Source organism: Georgfuchsia toluolica (assembly GCF_907163265.1).
GTDB lineage: Bacteria > Pseudomonadota > Gammaproteobacteria > Burkholderiales > Rhodocyclaceae > Georgfuchsia > Georgfuchsia toluolica.
In genome coordinates this window covers 2861692-2880474 of the sequence record NZ_CAJQUM010000001.1, presented here as the reverse complement: position 1 = coordinate 2880474, position 18783 = coordinate 2861692, and the positions used below count along the sequence as shown (strand labels likewise).

The 18783-nt window shown below is 61.2% G+C and carries 18 protein-coding genes and 1 tRNA gene; 8 read left to right on the top strand and 11 right to left on the bottom strand.

Translation table 11 applies throughout. The features are described from left to right. Positions 1-59 precede the first annotated feature (59 nt). The 6 genes from K5E80_RS13645 to K5E80_RS13620 form a co-directional block, all read right to left on the bottom strand. Positions 60-1724 (bottom strand): ShlB/FhaC/HecB family hemolysin secretion/activation protein, encoded by a 1665-nt coding sequence (locus tag K5E80_RS13645; RefSeq protein WP_220636675.1) that lies wholly within the window; start codon positions 1722-1724, stop codon positions 60-62. 134 nt (positions 1725-1858) lie between these two features. Next, a complete protein-coding gene (locus K5E80_RS13640) occupies positions 1859-2047 on the bottom strand; it encodes a DUF3460 family protein (protein ID WP_220636674.1) in 189 nt (62 codons plus the stop codon). 13 nt (positions 2048-2060) lie between these two features. Beyond that, positions 2061-4292 (bottom strand): RelA/SpoT family protein, encoded by a 2232-nt coding sequence (locus K5E80_RS13635; RefSeq protein ID WP_220636673.1) that lies wholly within the window; start codon positions 4290-4292, stop codon positions 2061-2063. Between the two features lie 25 nt (positions 4293-4317). After that, a complete protein-coding gene (gene rpoZ / locus K5E80_RS13630; RefSeq protein ID WP_220636672.1) occupies positions 4318-4524 on the bottom strand; it encodes a DNA-directed RNA polymerase subunit omega in 207 nt (68 codons plus the stop codon). Between the two features lie 4 nt (positions 4525-4528). Beyond that, positions 4529-5161 (bottom strand): guanylate kinase, encoded by a 633-nt coding sequence (gene gmk, locus K5E80_RS13625; protein WP_220636671.1) that lies wholly within the window; start codon positions 5159-5161, stop codon positions 4529-4531. Between the two features lies 1 nt (position 5162). Next, positions 5163-6029, bottom strand: coding sequence for a YicC/YloC family endoribonuclease (locus K5E80_RS13620; RefSeq protein ID WP_246590987.1), 867 nt, complete (start codon positions 6027-6029; stop codon positions 5163-5165). Between the two features lie 74 nt (positions 6030-6103). Between K5E80_RS13620 and K5E80_RS13615 the strand changes: the two genes are divergently transcribed. The 5 genes from K5E80_RS13615 to hemW all read left to right on the top strand — a co-directional run bounded on the left by K5E80_RS13615 (position 6104) and on the right by hemW (position 10710). Next, positions 6104-7027: a serine/threonine protein kinase gene (locus K5E80_RS13615; RefSeq protein WP_220634493.1), complete on the top strand. Its 924-nt coding sequence runs from the start codon at positions 6104-6106 to the stop codon at positions 7025-7027. After that, on the top strand, positions 7024-7890 hold the full coding sequence (locus tag K5E80_RS13610) for a PP2C family protein-serine/threonine phosphatase (protein ID WP_220636670.1): 867 nt from the start codon (positions 7024-7026) through the stop codon (positions 7888-7890). Before K5E80_RS13615 ends, K5E80_RS13610 begins: the two co-directional genes overlap by 4 nt. A 191-nt stretch (positions 7891-8081) precedes the next feature. Next, positions 8082-8804 carry a ribonuclease PH gene (gene rph / locus K5E80_RS13605; protein WP_220636669.1) on the top strand — a complete coding sequence of 241 codons (723 nt, stop codon included), beginning with the start codon at positions 8082-8084 and terminating at the stop codon, positions 8802-8804. Beyond that, on the top strand, positions 8801-9397 hold the full coding sequence (gene rdgB, locus K5E80_RS13600) for an RdgB/HAM1 family non-canonical purine NTP pyrophosphatase (protein ID WP_220636668.1): 597 nt from the start codon (positions 8801-8803) through the stop codon (positions 9395-9397). The genes rph and rdgB overlap by 4 nt, the downstream gene beginning before the upstream one ends. A gap of 113 nt (positions 9398-9510) precedes the next feature. Further along, positions 9511-10710, top strand: a complete 1200-nt coding sequence (hemW, locus tag K5E80_RS13595; RefSeq protein ID WP_220636667.1) for a radical SAM family heme chaperone HemW — start codon at positions 9511-9513, stop codon at positions 10708-10710. Here the strand turns inward: hemW and trmB are convergent. The 4 genes from trmB to thiS are packed head-to-tail and all read right to left on the bottom strand — an operon-like array spanning position 10670 to position 13161. Continuing rightward, on the bottom strand, positions 10670-11401 hold the full coding sequence (gene trmB, locus K5E80_RS13590; protein ID WP_220636666.1) for a tRNA (guanosine(46)-N7)-methyltransferase TrmB: 732 nt from the start codon (positions 11399-11401) through the stop codon (positions 10670-10672). The two genes, hemW and trmB, sit on opposite strands and share 41 nt — an antisense overlap. Beyond that, positions 11376-12155, bottom strand: coding sequence for a hypothetical protein (locus K5E80_RS13585; protein WP_220636665.1), 780 nt, complete (start codon positions 12153-12155; stop codon positions 11376-11378). Before K5E80_RS13585 ends, trmB begins: the two co-directional genes overlap by 26 nt. After that, a complete protein-coding gene (locus K5E80_RS13580; protein WP_220636664.1) occupies positions 12152-12943 on the bottom strand; it encodes a thiazole synthase in 792 nt (263 codons plus the stop codon). Before K5E80_RS13580 ends, K5E80_RS13585 begins: the two co-directional genes overlap by 4 nt. Before the next feature lie 11 nt (positions 12944-12954). Further along, complete coding sequence (thiS, locus tag K5E80_RS13575; protein ID WP_220636663.1) at positions 12955-13161, bottom strand: sulfur carrier protein ThiS; 207 nt, start codon at positions 13159-13161, stop codon at positions 12955-12957. Positions 13162-13398: 237 nt separating this feature from the next. On the opposite strand from thiS, the gene K5E80_RS13570 reads away from it, so the two are divergent. The 3 genes from K5E80_RS13570 to K5E80_RS13560 all read left to right on the top strand — a co-directional run bounded on the left by K5E80_RS13570 (position 13399) and on the right by K5E80_RS13560 (position 16114). Continuing rightward, a tRNA-Gly gene (locus K5E80_RS13570) sits at positions 13399-13472 on the top strand. Positions 13473-13799: 327 nt separating this feature from the next. Then, entirely contained in the window at positions 13800-14807 is a 1008-nt protein-coding gene (locus K5E80_RS13565) for a zinc-dependent alcohol dehydrogenase family protein (RefSeq protein WP_220636662.1), read from the top strand. Between the two features lie 383 nt (positions 14808-15190). Next, on the top strand, positions 15191-16114 hold the full coding sequence (locus tag K5E80_RS13560) for a hydrogen peroxide-inducible genes activator (protein ID WP_220636661.1): 924 nt from the start codon (positions 15191-15193) through the stop codon (positions 16112-16114). A 38-nt stretch (positions 16115-16152) separates the two neighbouring features. Here K5E80_RS13560 and K5E80_RS13555 read toward each other — a convergent pair whose 3' ends face one another. Further along, a complete protein-coding gene (locus K5E80_RS13555; RefSeq protein ID WP_220636660.1) occupies positions 16153-18711 on the bottom strand; it encodes a DNA topoisomerase III in 2559 nt (852 codons plus the stop codon). Positions 18712-18783 lie beyond the last annotated feature (72 nt).

Here is an 18783-nt window from a genome sequence, read left to right as displayed (position 1 = left end):
GCTCAGCCTGGATGTCTCGACTGACAGGGGCGCAGGAATTACGTCACAAATGTTTCGAATCAAAATCCATAAACCAGCGCGAAATGCATACGCCATAAATCGTCGATTCGCTGAGTCAAAGCGGCCGGATTGGGAGCGCTGTTAAGAATTCGAGCCCAGTCGAATTTCGCGCTGATATCCTTTTGCAACAAGTAACGCAAGCCAAGGCCGACACTGGAGACCATGGTCGTGACCGAGGGCGTCGCCAGGCAAGGAGTGTTGCAAATACCGGCGGGCGCGGTCCAGCCGCCGGCGCTATTGCTGTCGCCATACGCCCAATCGTAAAAGACCAGCGCGCGCAAGGTGCCGGGAAGGCCTGTTTTAGTGTCGAGCAGCGGGACGAGGTCGGGTGTATAGGCTTCGAGATTGGCCACCAGGCCGCTGTCGGCGGTCAACACACGCTCGCTGAAACCACGCACCGCGGTGGAACCGGCCAGGCTGAGTTGTTCGGAAGATGGCAGGGGATCGGAACTGTATTGGGCACTGAGCACGCCGCGCACCTGCCAGTCGCCGGGCAGGGAGCGCAGATAGCTACCGCCGCCCTTGAGGATGAGGAAGTTAGCGTCTGTCGAGCGCGCATTGGCGGCATAGTTGTAACGCCAGCGTTCCTGATGATCCAGCGGCGTGGCGTTATAGGCCGCACCGAGGCTGAAATCTGCCGCCAGATTGGGCTTTTGCCATTGGCCGATGTAGGTGGCCGAGAGCGGGGTTGCGAGATAGTCGACGCAGCCTGCGCCAACAATTTTCGGTCGGCAGGGATTGTCGGTCCATTTGTAATCGAAACCATACACCATGCGCGAGTTGTATTCGCCCTGGCGTGGAAACAGATTGTTCCAGCGCGCGGCTAAAACATATCCCTTGCCACTCAGGGACAGTGGGCCACCGCCCGGCGTGATGACATTGGCCGGCACATTGACCGAACTCGTCGCGACGATGAGATCGAGACTATCGCCCAGCTTGTAGAAGGGTATGCGCAGGCCGGCGGTGAATACATTGACATCGACGCCGCCCGGCGCGTCGGGCGCCATGATATAGCCGAGCGTCATGACTTCATCGTGGCCGAACACATTGGCATCGCGATAGGAAACACCCAAGCGGTATTGTCCCGTCTTCTCCTTATCGCCCGTGTTATCGAGAGAGAAATAGACGCGGCGCGGGTTTTCATCACTGACGCCAACCTTGGCATCGACCTTGCCCGCTTCCTCGCTGACGCCCAGCGTCAGTTCGACATGCTTGGCCGGGTTTTCATTGGAGAGCTGGACGTTGTCGGAGATCGCGGAGAGGTTGGGGGCGGTGCCCTCTTTCAACTGCGGCAGTGCGGCGCGGACATTTTCCGCGGAGAAAGACCGGTTGCCGGTCACGCTGACCTTGCCGATCACGGCTTCGGTCACTTGCAGCACGACCACGCCGCCCTTGAGTTCCTGCTCGGGCACATAGACGGTCACGGTGCCAAAGCCTCTGGCGCGGTAGGCGGCTTCGAGGGCTTCGAGCGCGCGCTGCACATCGCCATAAACGCGATCTTTTCCGGTGAAGGGAGCAACCAGGCTGGCTACTTCGTCTTTGGGCAACAGGCTGTTGCCGCGCACATCGAAACCGGTGATTTCAAATTTTTCGTCTTCGGCCCGTACCGTTGTCGCGACAAAAAACAGGCACGCCACAATGGCGGCCCAAATTATTTTCTTCATGCCCCCCCCAATGACAACCAGACCCAGGCTAGCCGGTTTCTCTGCGCCTCAAGCCACAAACTCGCACGTCCCACCCCACTTGCATCAGCTTAGCAAATATATATGACAACAACAACGCTATTTCAGAACGGCCGTCAATTGGCGTCGTAATAATAGGATTTTGTCGCGACCTTGGCTTCTTGCTCGCGACGCTGGGTATCCAGGTCGCGCGGGGGTTTGTCCCACCACAGCGCCCGCCCTTTTCTGGCTTCCTCTGCCTGTTCAGGATGCTTTTGCTTCCATTCGCGCATGAATTTGGTGTAATCGGATTCGAAGTCTGCCATTTTGATTCTCCTGCTAGTGATGATGATGGTTAATTTCCCTGTCCTTGAGGCGAACGATGCGGATCGCCTCCGGAATTTGACGCAAGCCGCGCAATACCCGCGCCAGATGCGCGCGGTTGAGCACCTGCAACGTAAAATAAACAGAAGCCGTGGTGCCATGATCGCCCTCGACACTGACGTCGACGATGTTCGATTGCCCTTCGGCGATCGCGGTCGTGAGCTTGGCCAGCACACCGCGCTGGTTTTGCACCAGCACACTGATGCCGACATCGAACAAGCCATCGACATCCGGCTCCCACTCGACATCGACCCAATCGACGCGGTCACCGCGCTGCCTGGCGATATTGGCGCAGTCGTGAGTATGCACCATCAACCCTTGTCCCTTGCGGATCAGACCGATGACAGGGTCGCCCGGAATCGGCCGGCAGCAACTGGCAAGCTGTACGGCCAAGCCCTCGGTGCCCCTGATCAGAATCGGTCCTGAAGATTTCCGTTCGGCGGTTTTCACCTTGCCAAGCTCTTTATTGACGCCGCCAGAAAAGCGGCGGGCGACAATGGCAGCAAGCCGGGTGCCGAGACCAATGTCGGTCAATAACTCGTGTTTCGATTTGCTGCCGGTTTCATGCAACAAATGCTTCCAGCGCGCTGGGGTGATGTCGGCCAGCACAGCGCCGATATTGCGAAATGCCTGGGAAAGCAAGCGCTCACCCAATGCAGCCGAGAGCTCCTGCTGCTGGGTCTTGAGGAAGTGGCGGATATTGGAGCGGGAGCGGGCGCTTTTTACATAGCCGAGCCAGGCCGGATTAGGGTTGGCGTGCGGTGCGGTGATGATCTCGACCCGATCGCCGTTGTGCAACTCGGTGCGCAAGGGCATCAATTCGTTGTTGATGCGGCAGGCGACGCAATGGTTGCCGATGTCGGTATGCACGGCGTAGGCAAAATCTACCGGGGTCGAGCCGCGCGGCAGCACCAGAATCTTGCCGGCCGGCGTGAACACGTAAACCTCGCCCGAGAACAGGTCGATCTTGACGTGTTCAAGGAACTCGGTCGAGTCCCCCGAAGCCGATTGCAGTTCGAGCAGCGATTGCAGCCACAGGCTGGTCTTCTTTTGCAGATCGGAGAGCGCCTTGTCGTCCTTGTATAGCCAATGCGACGCGACGCCCGATTCGGCGACATGGTGCATCGCCGCGGTACGAATCTGTGCTTCCACCGGCGTGCTGAAGGGACCGATCAGGGTGGTGTGCAGCGACTGGTAACCATTGGCCTTGGGGATGGCGATGTAGTCCTTGAACTTGCCCGGTACCGGGTTGTAAAGACCGTGCAGGACGCCGAGCGTGAGATAACAGGTCGGCACATCCTTGACGATGATGCGAAAGCCATAGATGTCGAGCACTTGCGAAAACGTCAGATGCTTCTCGCGCATCTTGCGGTAGATGCCGTAAAGATGCTTCTCGCGTCCCATCACCTCGGCTTCGATGCCGGCTTCGGGCAGCCGCTTTTTCACCGCCTGTAGAATCTTTTCCACCACTTCGCGGCGATTGCCGCGCGCGGACTTGACCGCCTTGGCCAGCACACGATAGCGCAACGGGTAGAGATGCTGAAACGACAGTTCCTGAAGTTCGCGGTACAGCGTATTGAGGCCGAGCCGATTGGCGATCGGCGCATAAATGTCAAGCGTCTCGCGCGCGATGCGGCGCCGCTTGTCGGGCCGGATCGCGCCCAGGGTCTGCATGTTGTGCAGGCGATCGGACAATTTGATGAGAATGACACGCACATCACGCGCCATCGCCAGCAGCATCTTGCGGAAGTTCTCGGCCTGCGCCTCTTCATAGGACTGATCTTCGATGCGGTCGAGCTTGGAAACGCCATCCACCAGTTCCGCTGCGGCATTGCCGAAACGGTCGACAATTTCCTGTTTGGTAATCGCGGTGTCTTCCATCACGTCGTGTAGTAGCGCGGCGATGATGGCCTGCGCATCGAGATGCCAGGCTGCCAGCTTCTCCGCCACTGCCAGCGGATGCGATACGTAGGGCGCACCGCTGACGCGGAACTGTCCGATGTGGGCGGCATCGCCAAAAGCGAAAGCAGCTTCGACCCGCTCTATTTCCGCGGGTTTGAGGTAAGTGGAAAGACTGGTTTTGAGTCGGACCAGGCCGGCTTCGAGTTCGGCGCGCTGCGCTGTGTCAGCTTGCCTGCTGCTGGCACCCTTGCCGGGTGCAACGGAAGACGGGAGCACGGCTGCCATTGGTGTGTCCCGTCCTCACCGTATCTTAACCTTGGGGCCGGTTAAGCAATTCGAGGCCGATCTTGCCGGCGGCAAGCTCGCGCAGGGCGATGACGGTGGGCTTGTCCCGGTCGGGTTCCACCTGGGGCGTGCTGCCCATGGTGATCTGGCGCGCACGATAGGTTGCCACCAGGGTAAGCTGGAAGCGATTGGGAATTCTCTTCAGACAATCATCAACGGTAACGCGAGCCATGTATTTATCCTAGTTCCAGAAAGCGGAATACGTCGGGGTGGCGCGCCTGCTGGGAATGAAGCCGCAGACGCGATGCGTGCACGGCGGCCATCAGATCTTCCAATGCTACCGCCAAATCTTTGTTGATTATAACAAAGTCGAATTCACCCACATGCCTCATTTCGCCCAAGGCCGCAGCCACGCGGCGCTGGATGACAACGTCGCTATCCTGACCGCGCGCCCTCAAGCGCCGCTCCAGTTCCTCGATCGAGGGCGGCAGGATGAAAATTCCCACCGCCTGCTTGAACTGTTGGCGCACCTGTTGCGCGCCCTGCCAGTCGATTTCCAGCACCACGTCGCGGCCGTTGGCCATTTGCCGTTCCAGCGCCGGACGTGAGGTGCCGTAATAGTTGCCATGCACTTCGGCCCATTCGATGAAGTCGCCGCGCTCACGCATCACGATGAAGGCGGCGACATCGACGAAGTGGTAATCCCGGCCATTCACTTCGCCGGGCCGCGGCGGGCGTGTAGTGTAGGAAATCGACAACTGCAATCCGGCGCCACGCTCCATCAGCATGTTAACCAATGTGCTCTTGCCCGCGCCCGATGGGGCAGCGATCACAAAAAGCGTGGCGGCGAGTGTGGCTGAAATCCCCATATCATTCGATATTCTGGACCTGTTCACGAATCTGCTCGATGAGCAGTTTCAATTCCAGCGCAATTTTCGTGATGTCGGCGGAGACCGATTTCGAGGCCAGCGTATTCGCTTCGCGATTCAGTTCCTGCATCAGGAAATCGAGCCGCTTGCCCATGGCGCCGCCCTTGGCGACGATGCGCTCAAGTTCATCCAGATGCGTGGCAAGGCGCGTCAGCTCTTCTGCGACATCGCTCTTCGCGGCAAACACGCCGACTTCCTGGCGGATGCGTTCCTCGTCGAGCGCCGCCACCGCTTCCCGCAAACGCGCCGAGAGGCGTTCGCGATATTCGGCCAGCAGGGGCGGCAGCATCGGCGCCACCTCGGCCACCAGTGCGCGCATCAGGGCCACGCGCGAGACGATGGTTTCCGCCAGCTTGGCGCCTTCGCGCGCGCGGCTGTCCAGCAATTCATCGAGCAGGGCCGTCATCAACGCCAGGCATTCGGCCTCAAGCTGCTGCGGATCGAGTTGCTGGTCGACCAGCACGCCGGGCCAGCGCAGCACATCGGCGACCGAGAGCGGCGTGGCGGCGGGCAGGCTTTCCCGCACGGCAGCCTCCAGTGCCGCCAACTGGGCCAGACGCGCCGGGTTAGGTGTGCTATCGCGCACTGCGCCGGGCTGGGATTGCAGGTAGACGCGGCAGTCAATCTTGCCGCGCCGGATGGCGCTGCTGATCTGTTCGCGCAGCCTCATTTCGAGTTGGCGCAGGTCATCGCCAATGCGAAAGGCAATATCAAGATAGCGCGAATTGATGCTCTTGATTTCGATGCTGAGGATAGCCTGCCCCAGGTCGCGGTTGCCGGCGGCATAGCCGGTCATGCTGTAGATCATGTTTTCTTTCCATGCCGCGTCTTTACACGGCGGCAGCTTCAACAGAGAATCCCGGTATTGTATTGGAAAGCCAGGTGTCCTCAGTAAACCAACCATTACCCGCGGGATTTCGGATAGGGCAGTACCGCATAGAACGCCGGATCTCGGACGGCGGGTTTTCGATCGTCTATCTGGCCTATGACGAACAGGAAGCGCCGGTGGCGATCAAGGAATACCTGCCGGCGGCGTTCGCGCGGCGCACGGGGGCGGCGCCGGAGCCGGTGGTGGCCACGGAGCACCGTGCCGCCTTTGACCAGGGGCGGCGCTGTTTTTTCGAGGAAGCCCAGCACCTGGTGCAACTGAAGCACAAGAACGTGGTGCGGGTGCTGGATTTCCTGCGCGCCAACGGCACCGTCTATCTGGTCATGGAATACGAGCGCGGCCGCACCCTGCAGGAACACATCCACAAGCTGCACGGCACGCTGGGCGAGAACTTCCTGCGCTACACCTTCGCCCACCTGTTGAGCGGCCTGCGCGAAGTGCATACCCAGAAACTGCTGCATCTGGACATCAAGCCCGCCAACATCTACCTGCGCAGCGACGGCACGCCGGTCCTGCTCGACTTCGGCGCCTCGCGCCAGACCCTCGGCCGCGACACCCCGCCGGAACGGGCCATGCACACGCCCGGCTTCGCCGCCCCGGAACAATATGGCGACGACGAACCGCTCGGGCCGTGGACCGACATCTATGCCGTCGGCGCCACCATGTATGCCTGCCTGTCCGGGGCCAAACTGCCGGCGGCCGACGAGCGCCGGAAAAAAGACCAGCTGCGCCCGGCCACGGCGGCCTGGCGCGGCAAGTACTCGGCCCACCTGCTCGGCCTCATCGACGGCTGCCTGGCGCTGGACCCCCTGGCACGGCCGCAGAGCATCTTCGCCCTGCAACGCGAACTCGCCACCCCGCCGCCGCACTGGCTGCACCACATCGGCAGCCGGTTGCGGCAGGCCGTCAAAAAATGAAATTCACCGTTTATCAGGAAAGCCGCATCGGCCGGCGCGCCAACAACCAGGACCGCCTGCTCTGCCGCCATTCGTCCGAAGCGCTGCTCCTGGCCGTCGCCGACGGCATGGGTGGCCACCGGAATGGCGAAGTGGCGGCCCAGGTCGCCATGGTGCGGATTGCCAAAAGCTTCGAGCAACAGGCCCGGCCGCGTCTGGCCGACCCGGCCCAGTTCCTGGTCGAAGCCCTGCTCGATGCCCACCATGCCGTCAAGATGCTGGCCGGCGGGCAACCGCGCCCGCCGCATACCACCTGCGTGGCCTGCGTCGTCCAGGACGGCTGCGCCTGGTGGGCGCATGCCGGCGACTCGCGCCTGTACCTGATTCGCAACGGCGAACTGGTGGCGCGCACGCGCGACCACTCCCATGTCGAAAGCCTGTTGCAGGAAGGCCTCATCAGCGCCGCCGAAGCCGTAAATCATCCGCAGCGCAATCTGGTGCTGAGCTGTCTGGGCACGCCGCGCATCCCGCGCGTCGATCTGGCCATCCTGGACCTGAAGGTCGGCGACGTGATGCTGTTGTGCAGCGACGGCATCTGGGGTCCGCTGCGCGAGCAAGTGCTGGTCAGCGCCTTCAGCGGCGGCGATGTCGGCCAGGCGGCGCCGCAGATTCTCGACCTGGCCGAGCACAATGCCGGCGATAATGGCGACAACCTGACGCTGATTGCGATGCGCTGGGAGGGGAACGACAGCGGCCCCGTCACCGTCGCCAATTTCCCCGATACCGTATTCAATGCCAGCCAAGGGACTGCGCCCAGGTTGCTCAGCAATGAAGATATCGAGCGCGCCGTCGCCGAAATCCAGGCCCGCATCAAACCCAAGTAAGGAAGAACTATAACGACCATTCCCCCGCCCCCCGAAGGGCTCGCTTTACACAGATCGCCCGCTCCGGCAGCGCCGAGCAGTGCTCGGCGAATTCCTGCCTACGCGCCAAAGAAGGGGATAACGATTGTTCGCGGGCTATGCCCGCTCCATGTGCTGGCTGTTCCTCCTTGGAGCGGCCCTACGGAGGAACTATGACCCGCACCAGCGGCCGCCGCGCCGATGAATTACGCAAACTCACCATCATCCGCCACTACACGCATCACGCCGAAGGCAGCGTGCTGGTCGAATTCGGCCACACCAAGGTGCTATGCACCGCCAGCGTCGAAGAAAAAGTGCCGGGCTTTCTCAAGGGCAAGGGGCGGGGCTGGGTCACCGCCGAATACGGCATGCTGCCGCGCTCGACGCATACGCGCAGCGACCGCGAGGCGGCCAAGGGCAAGCAGTCCGGCCGCACCCAGGAAATCCAGCGTCTGATCGGCCGCAGCCTGCGCGCCGTGACCGATCTCGCCGCGCTCGGCGAACGCCAGATCACGCTCGATTGCGATGTATTGCAGGCCGATGGCGGCACGCGTTGTGCTTCGATCACGGGTGCCTGCGTCGCGCTGAATGATGCGATAACCAGGCTGATTGCGGCGGGAAAGCTCGCTGCCAATCCGCTGCGCGATTTCGTTGCCGCCGTGTCGGTCGGCATCGTCGAAGGCCAGGCAGTGCTGGATCTCGATTATGACGAAGACTCCGCCTGCGACACCGACATGAATGTCGTCATGACCGGCAGCGGCGGCATGGTTGAAGTACAGGGCACCGCCGAAGGCGCGCCGTTCTCGCGCCAGGAACTTGATGCACTGCTCGAATTGGCCGGCAACGGCATTGGACAAATCATCGCCGTGCAGAAAGCCGCACTCGTCGCTTCATGAATAAACTCGTTCTCGCTTCCAACAACGCCGGCAAGCTGCGCGAATTCGCACAGTTGTTCGCGCCGCTCGGCATTGAACTGTTGCCGCAGTCGGCATTCAACGTCGGCGAAGCCGAGGAGCCACACGTCACCTTTGTCGAAAATGCGCTGGCCAAGGCGCGCCATTGTGCGCAGGCCACGGGATTGCCGGCGTTGGCCGACGACTCGGGCATCTGCGTGACGGCGTTACATGGCGCGCCCGGCGTATATTCGGCACGCTATGCCGGCGAGCCGAAATCGGATCAGCGCAACAACGACAAATTGATCGCCGACCTCGCCGGCAAGACTGACCGCCGCGCCCATTATGTCTGTGTCCTGGCGCTCTGCCGCCATGCCGGCGATCCGCAGCCGCTGATCACTGAGGGCGAATGGCATGGCGAAATCGTCGCTACGCCACGCGGCGAAGGCGGCTTCGGCTACGACCCATATTTTTATCTGCCCAAACATGGTTGCACCGCGGCCGAACTGGAGGCAGCGGAGAAAAACCGCATCTCGCATCGTGGAGTAGCTTTGCAACAGTTGTTGAGAAAGCTACGAGAAAATCAAAATCCTTAGCCACAGAGAACACAGAGTTCACAGAGAAAAGCCAGACGACACCTTTAAATTGCTTTTGATTTTCTCTGTGCTCTCTGTGACCTCTGTGGCTAAATGCCTTTAGGGTTTTCACCATGAGCCATCCCGTCATTCCCATCGCGGCGAAACACGATGACGCCCCCGGCTTCCCCGCCCCGCCGCCACTGGCGCTCTACGTGCATATCCCCTGGTGCGTGCGCAAATGTCCCTATTGCGATTTCAACTCGCACGAACTGCGCGGCGTCCTGCCGCAAGCGGAATACATCGCCGCCCTGATCGCCGATCTCGAAGCGGCGCTACCGCAAATCTGGGGCCGCCCGGTATCGAGCATTTTCATCGGCGGCGGCACGCCCAGCCTGTTCATGCCGGAAGCATTCGACACCCTACTTGCCGCCGTGCGCGCCCGCGTCTCTTTGCTGCCCGATGCTGAAATCACGCTCGAAGCCAATCCCGGCACGGTGGAAGCCCGCAAGTTCGAAGGTTTTCGTGCGGCGGGCATCAACCGCATTTCGCTCGGCATCCAGAGCTTCGATGACATCATGCTCCAGGCATTGGGCCGCATTCACTCGGCCGACGAGGCAAAGCGCGCCATCGATATGGCGCAACGGCATTTCGACAACATCAACCTCGACCTGATGTATGGCCTGCCGCAGCAGACGCTGGAACAGGCACAACGCGACGTTGAAACCGCGCTCGGTTTCGCTACCATGCATTTGTCTGCCTACCACCTGACGCTGGAACCGAACACGCCGTTCCACCATGCGCCGCCGCCGCTGCCCGACGACGATCTTTGCGCCGACATGCAGGAGATGGTGGAGGCGGTGCTTGCCGCTGCCGGCCATGAACATTACGAGACCTCGGCCTTCGCCAGACCAAATTGGCGTTGCCGACACAATCTCAACTACTGGACCTTCGGCGACTATCTCGGCATCGGAGCCGGCGCCCACGGCAAGCTCACCTCGCACTTGGGCGTAGTGCGCGAAACGCGGCGCAAGCAGCCGCGCGACTATCTTCAGGCCGCGGCACGTGGCGAGTTCGCGCTGGAACGCCGCAGCGTGGGCGGCAGCGAATTACCCTTCGAATTCATGATGAACGCGCTGCGGCTGTGCGAGGGTTTCCCGCCGCGGTTGTATGCGGAACGCACCGGGCTGGCACTGGCCGGAATACAAAACCTGCTGCTGGCAGCCCAAGACGAAGGCTTGCTCAAGGTGTCTGCCGAACATATCGCCCCGACCGTGCGCGGCCAGCGTTTTCTCAACGCGCTGTTGCGGCGCTTTCTGCCGGGCGACGAGTAAAGATCACGTCCCAGACGCCGTGACCGAGACGCAGGCCTCGCGTTTCGAACTTGGTCTGCGGCCGGTAGCCCGGGCGCAGCGCAAAACCGCGCGCGGTATTTTGCAATAACGCTTCGCCCGAGAAAACTTCCAGCATCTGCAATGCATACTCTTCCCAGTCGGTGGCGCAGTGGATATAACCGCACGGCGCGAGGCGCAGCGCCAGTTGATGCACGAAGGCCGGCTGGATCAGGCGCCGCTTGTGGTGACGTTTCTTCGGCCAGGGATCAGGAAAGAAAATGTGAATCCCGGCCAGCGTCCCCGGCGCGATCATGTCGCGCACCACCTCGACCGCGTCGTGCTGGATCACGCGCAGATTGTTCAGTTCGCGCGTGGCGATTTCCTTGAGCAGGGAGCCGACGCCCGGGGTATGCACTTCGATGCCGATGAAATTGCACTCCGGCCGCGCCGCGGCAATCATTGCCGTCGTCTCGCCCATGCCGCAACCGATTTCAAGTATCAGCGGCGCATGGGTACCAAACACCCCGCTCAAATCGAGCAGCGCAGGCTGGTAGACGATTCCCCAGCGCGGCATGCCCTCGTCGTAATAGCGCTGCTGCGCGTTGGAGACGCGGCCCTGGCGCAACACGAAGCTGCGGATATGGTTGCGCTGCGGCGCGGGGTCTTCAGGGCTCGGTGTTGAATGCGTCATCGGGATCGGCTTTTCGTGTCAGCAGCCATTGGGCCAGGGTGTTGCAGCGTTCCGCCACGGCGCTGCGTTTTCCGTCCTCGCGCGCACGCGCCATCCATTCGTCGAATGTGCCATCGAGTTGCACATCGTCCCAGCGCTGCGCCAGTGTTTTCTTCGCTTCCTCGATGCCGGCATCGAAGGCCTGCTGCCACAGAAGCGCCGACTCATCGAGGCGCGCGGTTTCCTCGACGGGTAGCCTGGCGCGACAGGCTTCTACCCGGGCTTCCGTGGCCATTGCTTCGGAAAGCCGCCAGGCCAACGACAGCATCAAGTATTGCCGCCCCAGGTCATAGCGCGGTTTGCCCAGCGCTTCGACAAAGGTAGCGCAGGCCGCATGCAGGTCTTGCGATCCAGGCTTGAGGGAGAGACTGTCCTTGAGCTTGAGCGCGTGCGCGATGTCGCGGCGTGTGGCTTCGAGGGCGCGGTCGCGGAAGTAATAGCGCGCCAGGTCGCGCTGACTCGCCGCGATGGTCGACTCCTGCCGCTCCTGCCATTCGGCATAGACCGGCGGCAGCGTTTCGCGATAAGCGGGTTCGCGCCCGCAGGTCGCCGCGAGCAGGGCGATCCCGTGGGCAAGGCCGAACAGGCGTTGCTGCACCAGCACGCGCGGATTGTCGATGGCATAACCCTGCTGCCGCTGAACCAATTGCGGAGTCTCGGCATGCAGTGGCAGCGCGGCCAACAACGTCCAGAACAGGACGAAGAGGGATTTCAACTGCCGATCAATCCCGCCGTCGGCGAACTCGGGCTGGCGGCATATAATTTTTTCGGCATGCGCCCGGCGCGCCATGCTTCGCGCCCGGCCTCCACCGCCTTTTTCATGGCGCCCGCCATCAGCACCGGGTCGCGCGCCAGCGCGATGGCCGTATTCATCAGCACGCCGTCGCAGCCGAGCTCCAACGCGATCGCCGCATCGGACGCCGTGCCGACGCCGGCATCCACCAGCACCGGCACCTTCGCCTGATCGATGATGAGCCTGAGGTTCCACGGGTTGAGGATGCCCATGCCGGAACCGATCAGCGATGCCAACGGCATCACGGCGACGCAGCCGATATCTTCGAGCATCTTTGCCTGGATCGGGTCGTCGGAACAATAAACCATGACCTTGAAGCCTTCCTTGACCAGCGTCTCGGCGGCCTTGAGCGTCTCCGGCATGTTGGGGAACAGCGTTTCCTTGTCGCCCAGCACTTCGAGCTTGACCAGCTCGTGGCCATCCAGCAGTTCGCGCGCCAGGCGCAGGGTGCGCACCGCATCGTCGGCGCTGAAACAGCCCGCGGTATTGGGCAGATAAGTGAATTCGGAAGGCGGCAAGGCGTCGAGCAGCGAGGGCTGGTTCGGGTCCTGGCCGATGTTGGTGCGGCGGATCGCCACGGTGACGATCTGCGCGCCGGAGGCGACGATCGCCTCACGCGTCTGCGCGAAATCCTTGTACTTGCCGGTACCAACCAGCAGACGCGAACTGTAGGACTTGCCGGCGATGATAAGCGGGTCAGTAGTATTCATTTTGAATGGGTTTAACCGCCGCCGACGGCAACCACAATCTCGATGCGGTCACCATCCGCGAGCCGGGTTACAGGATGCAGGCTCTTGGGCACAATCTCGCCGTTCTTCTCGACCGCCACGCGCTTGCCGCCGTGTCCGAGGCTGTCGAGCAGTGCGGCAACGGTGGCGATCTGGCCGAGCGGCCGCTTTTCGCCGTTGAGCGTAATGATGCTGTTCATGGGGTGAAGAATTCTAGCATGCGAACCCTTTTCATCAGCTTGCCAAACTGCTTGCCGCGCACGGAACATTCTGTTGCACCGTCCAAAGGCGCTGGGATTGCGGTTGATGCCCGGAGGCTATCCTCTTGCGTCATACGATGCTGATGGTTTAACTGCTCCGATCGCCGGCAAGGCAGCGATCCCAGTAATCACAACAATTTGCCGCAACACTGGTATCCCCGTAAAATGCGCACTGTTGCGGGCGTCGTATAACGGCATTACCTGAGCTTCCCAAGCTCATGAAGAGGGTTCGACTCCCTTCGCCCGCTCCAGAACGCCCTCCGCGCAAGCGCGCTCTCATTGTCGATTCTGGCCTCTGTTGATTCAGTGTCACCTACTGACCGCATAGCGGACATAGGTACGAAAATTAGTATTACATCTGACAGGTCACATAAGCAATGAAATATCTTTCTGGCTGTGCTTCTTGGACGATAATTACTGCTCAATACGGCTTGCGCAAATCGGGCAATTCCTGTTGACGTGACCGGCCCAATCCAGTCCAAGTTTTCCGGGAATTTCAATCCGGAAACCAACGGGGGTTCCAGTGCAACAGCGCTTATTTGCCGGGTCACCCATTTCGTACCCACGGAGAAAAAGTCATGAAAGCAGTACAAGTCAAGAAACCTGGCGGCCTCAACAATCTTTATGTGTCCACGCTTGCCGAGCCCGGAGCTCCTGGGCCCGATGAAATCAAGGTCCGTCTGCGAGCCAGCTCGCTCAATTTTCACGATTACCTGATCGCGGTCGGCAAGATGCCTTCGGATGACGGACGCATCCTGATGTCGGATGGCGCAGGCGAAGTCGTGGCCGTCGGTTCGGCAGTCACCGAATTCGCCGTGGGCGATGCGGTGGTGTCGACTTTCTTTACCGACTGGGCCGACGGCGACCCGCTCGTCACCGGTTTCGCCTCGGTGCCCGGTGACGGCATCGACGGCTATTCCCGCGAGTTGGTGGTCACCAAGGCGAATTGCTTTACTCACGTCCCGGCCGGTTACAGCCACAAGGAAGCGGCGACCCTCACCTGCGCCGGTGTCACGGCATGGCGCGCGTTGGTGGTGAACGGCAACATCAAGGCTGGCGACGTAGTGCTGGTGCAGGGTACGGGCGGCGTTTCGATCTTCGCCCTACAGTTCGCCAAGGCCTGCGGTGCGACGGTAATTGCAACCTCGTCGTCGGACGAAAAGCTCGAACGCCTCAAAGCCCTCGGCGCCGATCACCTGATCAACTATCGCACTACGAAAAACTGGGGCGCCGCGGCCAGGGACCTGACCGGCGGGCGCGGCGTGGACCACGTTGTGGAAGTCGGCGGCGTCGGCAATCTGCCGCAATCCATGACTGCCTGCCGCCGAGGCGGACACATCGCCGTGATCGGTGTTCTCACTGGTATGTCCGGGGAAGTGCCGGTTGCGCAGATGTTGATCAGCGAGCTGAGGATCATCGGCCTTGCGGTCGGCAGCCGTTGTCACCAGCTCGACATGATCCGCGCCATCGAGGCCAACGGCATCAAGCCGGTGCTGGACAAGAGCTTCCCGCTGGAAGGCCTGGCGGACGCTTTCCGCTATCAGGAGACGGGCAAGCATTTCGGCAAGATCTGCATCGACATCTGATCGATGCTCGCAACATCCCCGGGGGTGACGGGTTTCAGAGAGTCATTATCGGGACCTATGCACATTTGCCTACCTTCGCACACGTTCCTTATGACCTTGATGCCCTGATGAGATCGACCGCTGTGTTCAGCTTGACTTCGCCTTGAGCCAGACCACGAAGTACCACAATGCGCGAGAAGCTCAATTTCGCCGCTGGCCAGAATGCGGACTGGAATTGCCGGACGGATTACATAAATTGCCGGAAACTATCACTGCCTAAATGCCGGAAATTTGCGATAGCAGATCGATCCCCGGCCAAGTAGTGCCGGAATGTTGAGACATTCATTGCCATCTTTCACACTCATGACAAAACATGCCGGCGCCGGCTTTGGCATAATCGCGCCATGACGCTTACCGAACTTCGCTATGTCATTGCGCTGGCGCACGAACGCCATTTCGGCCGCGCCGCGGACAAATGCTCCGTGTCGCAACCAACGCTGAGCGTGGCCATCAAGAAACTGGAAGACGAGCTGGGGGTGATCCTCTTCGAGCGCGCGGCCAACGAAGTCAGGGTGACCGGGATCGGCGCCGCCGTCGCCGCGCAGGCGGAACGCGTGTTGAGCGAAGTGTTGCGGGTGGCGGAGGTGGCCGGCGCCGGCAAGGATCCGCTCGCCGGAGTACTGCGGCTCGGCTGCATCTATACCATCGCGCCCTACCTGCTGCCGAAGCTGGTGCCGTTGCTCAAACAGCGCGCGCCAGCGATGCCGCTGATCATCGAGGAAAATTTTACGGTGAATCTGCTGGCCAGGATCAAGTCCGGCGAACTCGACATCGGCATCATGGCGCTGCCTGTCGACGAGCCGGGTCTGGTCGCACAGCCCGTATATGACGAAGCGTTCCGTTTGCTCTGTCCGATCGACAGTCCGCTGGCGGAACAGAAAGCAGTGAAAGCCTCGGTACTGCTGGAGACGCAACTGCTCATGCTCGGGCCCGGCAACTGTTTCCGCGATCAGGTGCTGGATCTGTGTTCTCCGGCGAGCCAGCAGCTTGGAACCTTGCCGCATATTCTCGAAGGCGGTTCGCTCGAAACCATACGTCTCATGGTCGCAAGCGGCATCGGCGTCACGGTGATGCCGGCCTCGGCCGTCGACGGCATCAGTCCGAAAGATCCGCTGCTGTGCGTGCGGCCCTTCGCCGAGCCGCAGCCAACGCGGCGCGTGGCACTGGTATGGCGCGCTACCTACCCGCGCTACCGCGCCATCGACGTGGTGCGCAAGGCCCTGCTCGACTGCCGGCTGCCGGGCACCAGGGCCATCAAATCGAAATAGCCCGAGCGTGGCGCAGAAGTTCCAATAGCTTGGAGCGGCTATTTCTTGCTGGCGCGCTTCTTCGCCGTTTTCGCCGCCGGTTTTGTCTCGGGAACGTCGACCGCAGCCTTGCTCGCGGTTGCCGATTTTGCGGCGGCCTTTGGCGCCGCTTTGGGAGTTCTGGCCTCGAACTCGAACCCGACCTTGCCATCGGCGCCGCGCACCAGGTAAGCAGAAAACTTGCGCCGCGTGCGCGATGAAATGAAGTCCTTCAACAGGCTGGTTTTGCCGGTTTCCAGCAGCTTTTGCATTTCGGCGCGCGAAATTTCCTGTTGCAGGATCACCTTGCCGGAACGAAAATCGCAACTCTTGTTCGGTCCGACGGATTTTTCGCAGACGTAGCTCATGCCATGCTCGAAAATGCGGGCGCCGCATTTGGGGCAGTTGCCCAGCGTCTGCTGCGCGCTGAAGTCGACTTCCTCCGCATCGCCCTCATTGCCCTGGCCAAAATCGAACTCCGGCATCTTGTCGGCATTCAGCTTCACCATGGCGGCGAAGGCGCGGCCCATCTTGCTGCGAAAACCCTGCACCGGGCCGATCACGCCCTTGCTCAATAGTTCGTCCATTTCCTCCGGTTCCCACTGGCGGCTGGCAACGACCTTCCACAACTTGTAGTCGCAACCCTGGCACTCGAACTTCTTGTAGCCCTCCTTGATCTGGCCGCCGCAGCGCGGGCAGGGCGTTTTCAGGGTGCCGAAAGCCGCGTCCGGCAACTCGCCGTGCTTGATGCTGTTCACCATTTCCTGGGTCTTGGAAACGATGTGGCTCATGAACTCGTCGCGCCCAAGCTGACCGTGTTCCATCTGCTTGAGTTTGTGCTCCCATTCGCCGGTCAGTTCCGGCGAGCGGATTTCGTCGACGCCAAGATTTTCCAGCGCGAACAATAGCGAGAAGGCCTTGGCGGTGGCCTGCAACTCGCGCCCGTTGCGGTGCACGTATTCCTCGGCGATCAGTCCTTCGATGGTGGCGGCGCGCGTCGCTGGGGTGCCAAGACCGCGTTCCGCCATCGCTTCGCGCAACTCATCGTCCTCGACCAGCTTGCCGGCGCCTTCCATGGCCGAGAGCAGCGTCGCCTCATTGAACCGCGGCGGCGGCTGGGTTGCCTTGGCCTTGACCTCGACATCGTTGGCCCAGACCCTTTCCTTGGGCTCCAGCGGCGGCAGGTTCGGCGTCTCTTCCTCACTGCCCTGCGCTTCACGTCCATACACGGCAAGCCAGCCCGCCGTGACCAGCACCTTGCCCTCGGTCTTGAAGGCTTCGCCCTCGACACGGGTGATGCGCGTCGTGATGTTGTATTCGGCGGCCGGATAGAAGATCGCCAGGAAGCGCTTCATGACCAAGTCGTAAAGTTTTTGTTCCGGTTCGGAGAGACTCTTCGGCACCACGCCGGTGGGTACAATGGCAAAGTGATCCGATATCTTGGCGTTGTTGAAAATGCGCTTGTTCGGATGTACCCAGCCGCTTTTGAGAATATGGCTGGCGAACTTGCCATATGCCGTATCTGCGAGATTGCCCAGCGTCTCTTTCACCGTCGCGATGTAATCCTCGGGCAGTTGCCGCGCGTCGGTACGCGGGTAGGTCAGCACCTTATGCCGCTCGTATAGCGCCTGTGCCAGGCCCAAGGTATTTTTCGCCGAGAAGCCGAAGCGGCCGTTGGCATCGCGCTGCAAGCTGGTGAGGTCGTAGAGCATCGGACAGGCCTCGGTTTTGGGCTTGCTCTCTTCCTCGACCGCGCCATGCTTGCCGAGACACTTGCTGCGGATGGCCTCGGCCCTGGCTTGCTCCCACAGCCGTTCTGCCTTGGCGTGCTCGTCGTCGGCTTTCCTGAATTTCTCGTCGAACCAGCGTCCGCGATAAAGGCCAGCGACACATTTGAACTCCGCCTCGACTTCCCAGTAATCGCGCGACTGGAACTCGCGAATGCGTTTTTCGCGTTCGACCAGGATCGCCAGCGTCGGCGTCTGCACGCGGCCGACCGGGGTCTTGTAGAACCCCCCCTCCTTGGAATTGAAGGCGGTCATCGCCCGCGTGCCGTTGATGCCGATCAGCCAGTCGGCCTCGGAACGGCAGCGCGCGGCATCGGCCAGCGGCAGCATCTCTTCGTTGCTGCGCAGATGGGCAAAGCCGTCGCGGATCGAAGTCGCCGTCATCGATTGCAACCAGAGGCGCCGGATCGGCTTGACCTTTTCGCCCAGCGCATGTTGCATCACGTAGCGGAAAATCAGTTCGCCCTCGCGCCCCGCGTCACAGGCATTGATCAGCGCGGCGACATCCTTGCGCTTGGCCAGCCGTGTCAGCAGGCGCAGGCGATCGGCGGTTTTTTCGATCGGATTGAGCGTGAAGCGCGGCGGAATCATGGGCAGATGGGTGAAGCTCCATTTGCCGCGCTTGACGTCGTATTCCTCCGGCACCGCCAGTTCCAGCAGATGGCCGACGGCGGAGGAAAGCACATATTCGTCGCTCTCGAAATAGTCGCCCTCGCGCGTGAAACCGCCCAGCGCCTTGGCGATATCCTGCGCAACAGAAGGTTTTTCGGCAATGATCAGTTGCTTGCTCATATGGGTTTCCGGGCAATGAGCGGCGCATGATAAGCGCCGTTGCCAGAACTAGGCAAGTGCAGCCCGGGCAAG

Bases quoted from the DNA above. Each gene is read 5' to 3' on its own strand.
- K5E80_RS13645 (WP_220636675.1), bottom strand. From the start codon at position 1,724: ATGAAGAAAATAATTTGGGCCGCCATTGTGGCGTGCCTGTTTTTTGTC.
- K5E80_RS13640 (WP_220636674.1), bottom strand. From the start codon at position 2,047: ATGGCAGACTTCGAATCCGATTACACCAAATTCATGCGCGAATGGAAG.
- K5E80_RS13635 (WP_220636673.1), bottom strand. From the start codon at position 4,292: ATGGCAGCCGTGCTCCCGTCTTCCGTTGCACCCGGCAAGGGTGCCAGC.
- rpoZ (WP_220636672.1), bottom strand. From the start codon at position 4,524: ATGGCTCGCGTTACCGTTGATGATTGTCTGAAGAGAATTCCCAATCGC.
- gmk (WP_220636671.1), bottom strand. From the start codon at position 5,161: ATGGGGATTTCAGCCACACTCGCCGCCACGCTTTTTGTGATCGCTGCC.
- K5E80_RS13620 (WP_246590987.1), bottom strand. From the start codon at position 6,029: ATGATCTACAGCATGACCGGCTATGCCGCCGGCAACCGCGACCTGGGG.
- K5E80_RS13610 (WP_220636670.1), top strand. From the start codon at position 7,024: ATGAAATTCACCGTTTATCAGGAAAGCCGCATCGGCCGGCGCGCCAAC.
- rph (WP_220636669.1), top strand. From the start codon at position 8,082: ATGACCCGCACCAGCGGCCGCCGCGCCGATGAATTACGCAAACTCACC.
- rdgB (WP_220636668.1), top strand. From the start codon at position 8,801: ATGAATAAACTCGTTCTCGCTTCCAACAACGCCGGCAAGCTGCGCGAA.
- hemW (WP_220636667.1), top strand. From the start codon at position 9,511: ATGAGCCATCCCGTCATTCCCATCGCGGCGAAACACGATGACGCCCCC.
- trmB (WP_220636666.1), bottom strand. From the start codon at position 11,401: ATGACGCATTCAACACCGAGCCCTGAAGACCCCGCGCCGCAGCGCAAC.
- K5E80_RS13580 (WP_220636664.1), bottom strand. From the start codon at position 12,943: ATGAATACTACTGACCCGCTTATCATCGCCGGCAAGTCCTACAGTTCG.
- thiS (WP_220636663.1), bottom strand. From the start codon at position 13,161: ATGAACAGCATCATTACGCTCAACGGCGAAAAGCGGCCGCTCGGCCAG.
- K5E80_RS13565 (WP_220636662.1), top strand. From the start codon at position 13,800: ATGAAAGCAGTACAAGTCAAGAAACCTGGCGGCCTCAACAATCTTTAT.
- K5E80_RS13560 (WP_220636661.1), top strand. From the start codon at position 15,191: ATGACGCTTACCGAACTTCGCTATGTCATTGCGCTGGCGCACGAACGC.
- K5E80_RS13555 (WP_220636660.1), bottom strand. From the start codon at position 18,711: ATGAGCAAGCAACTGATCATTGCCGAAAAACCTTCTGTTGCGCAGGAT.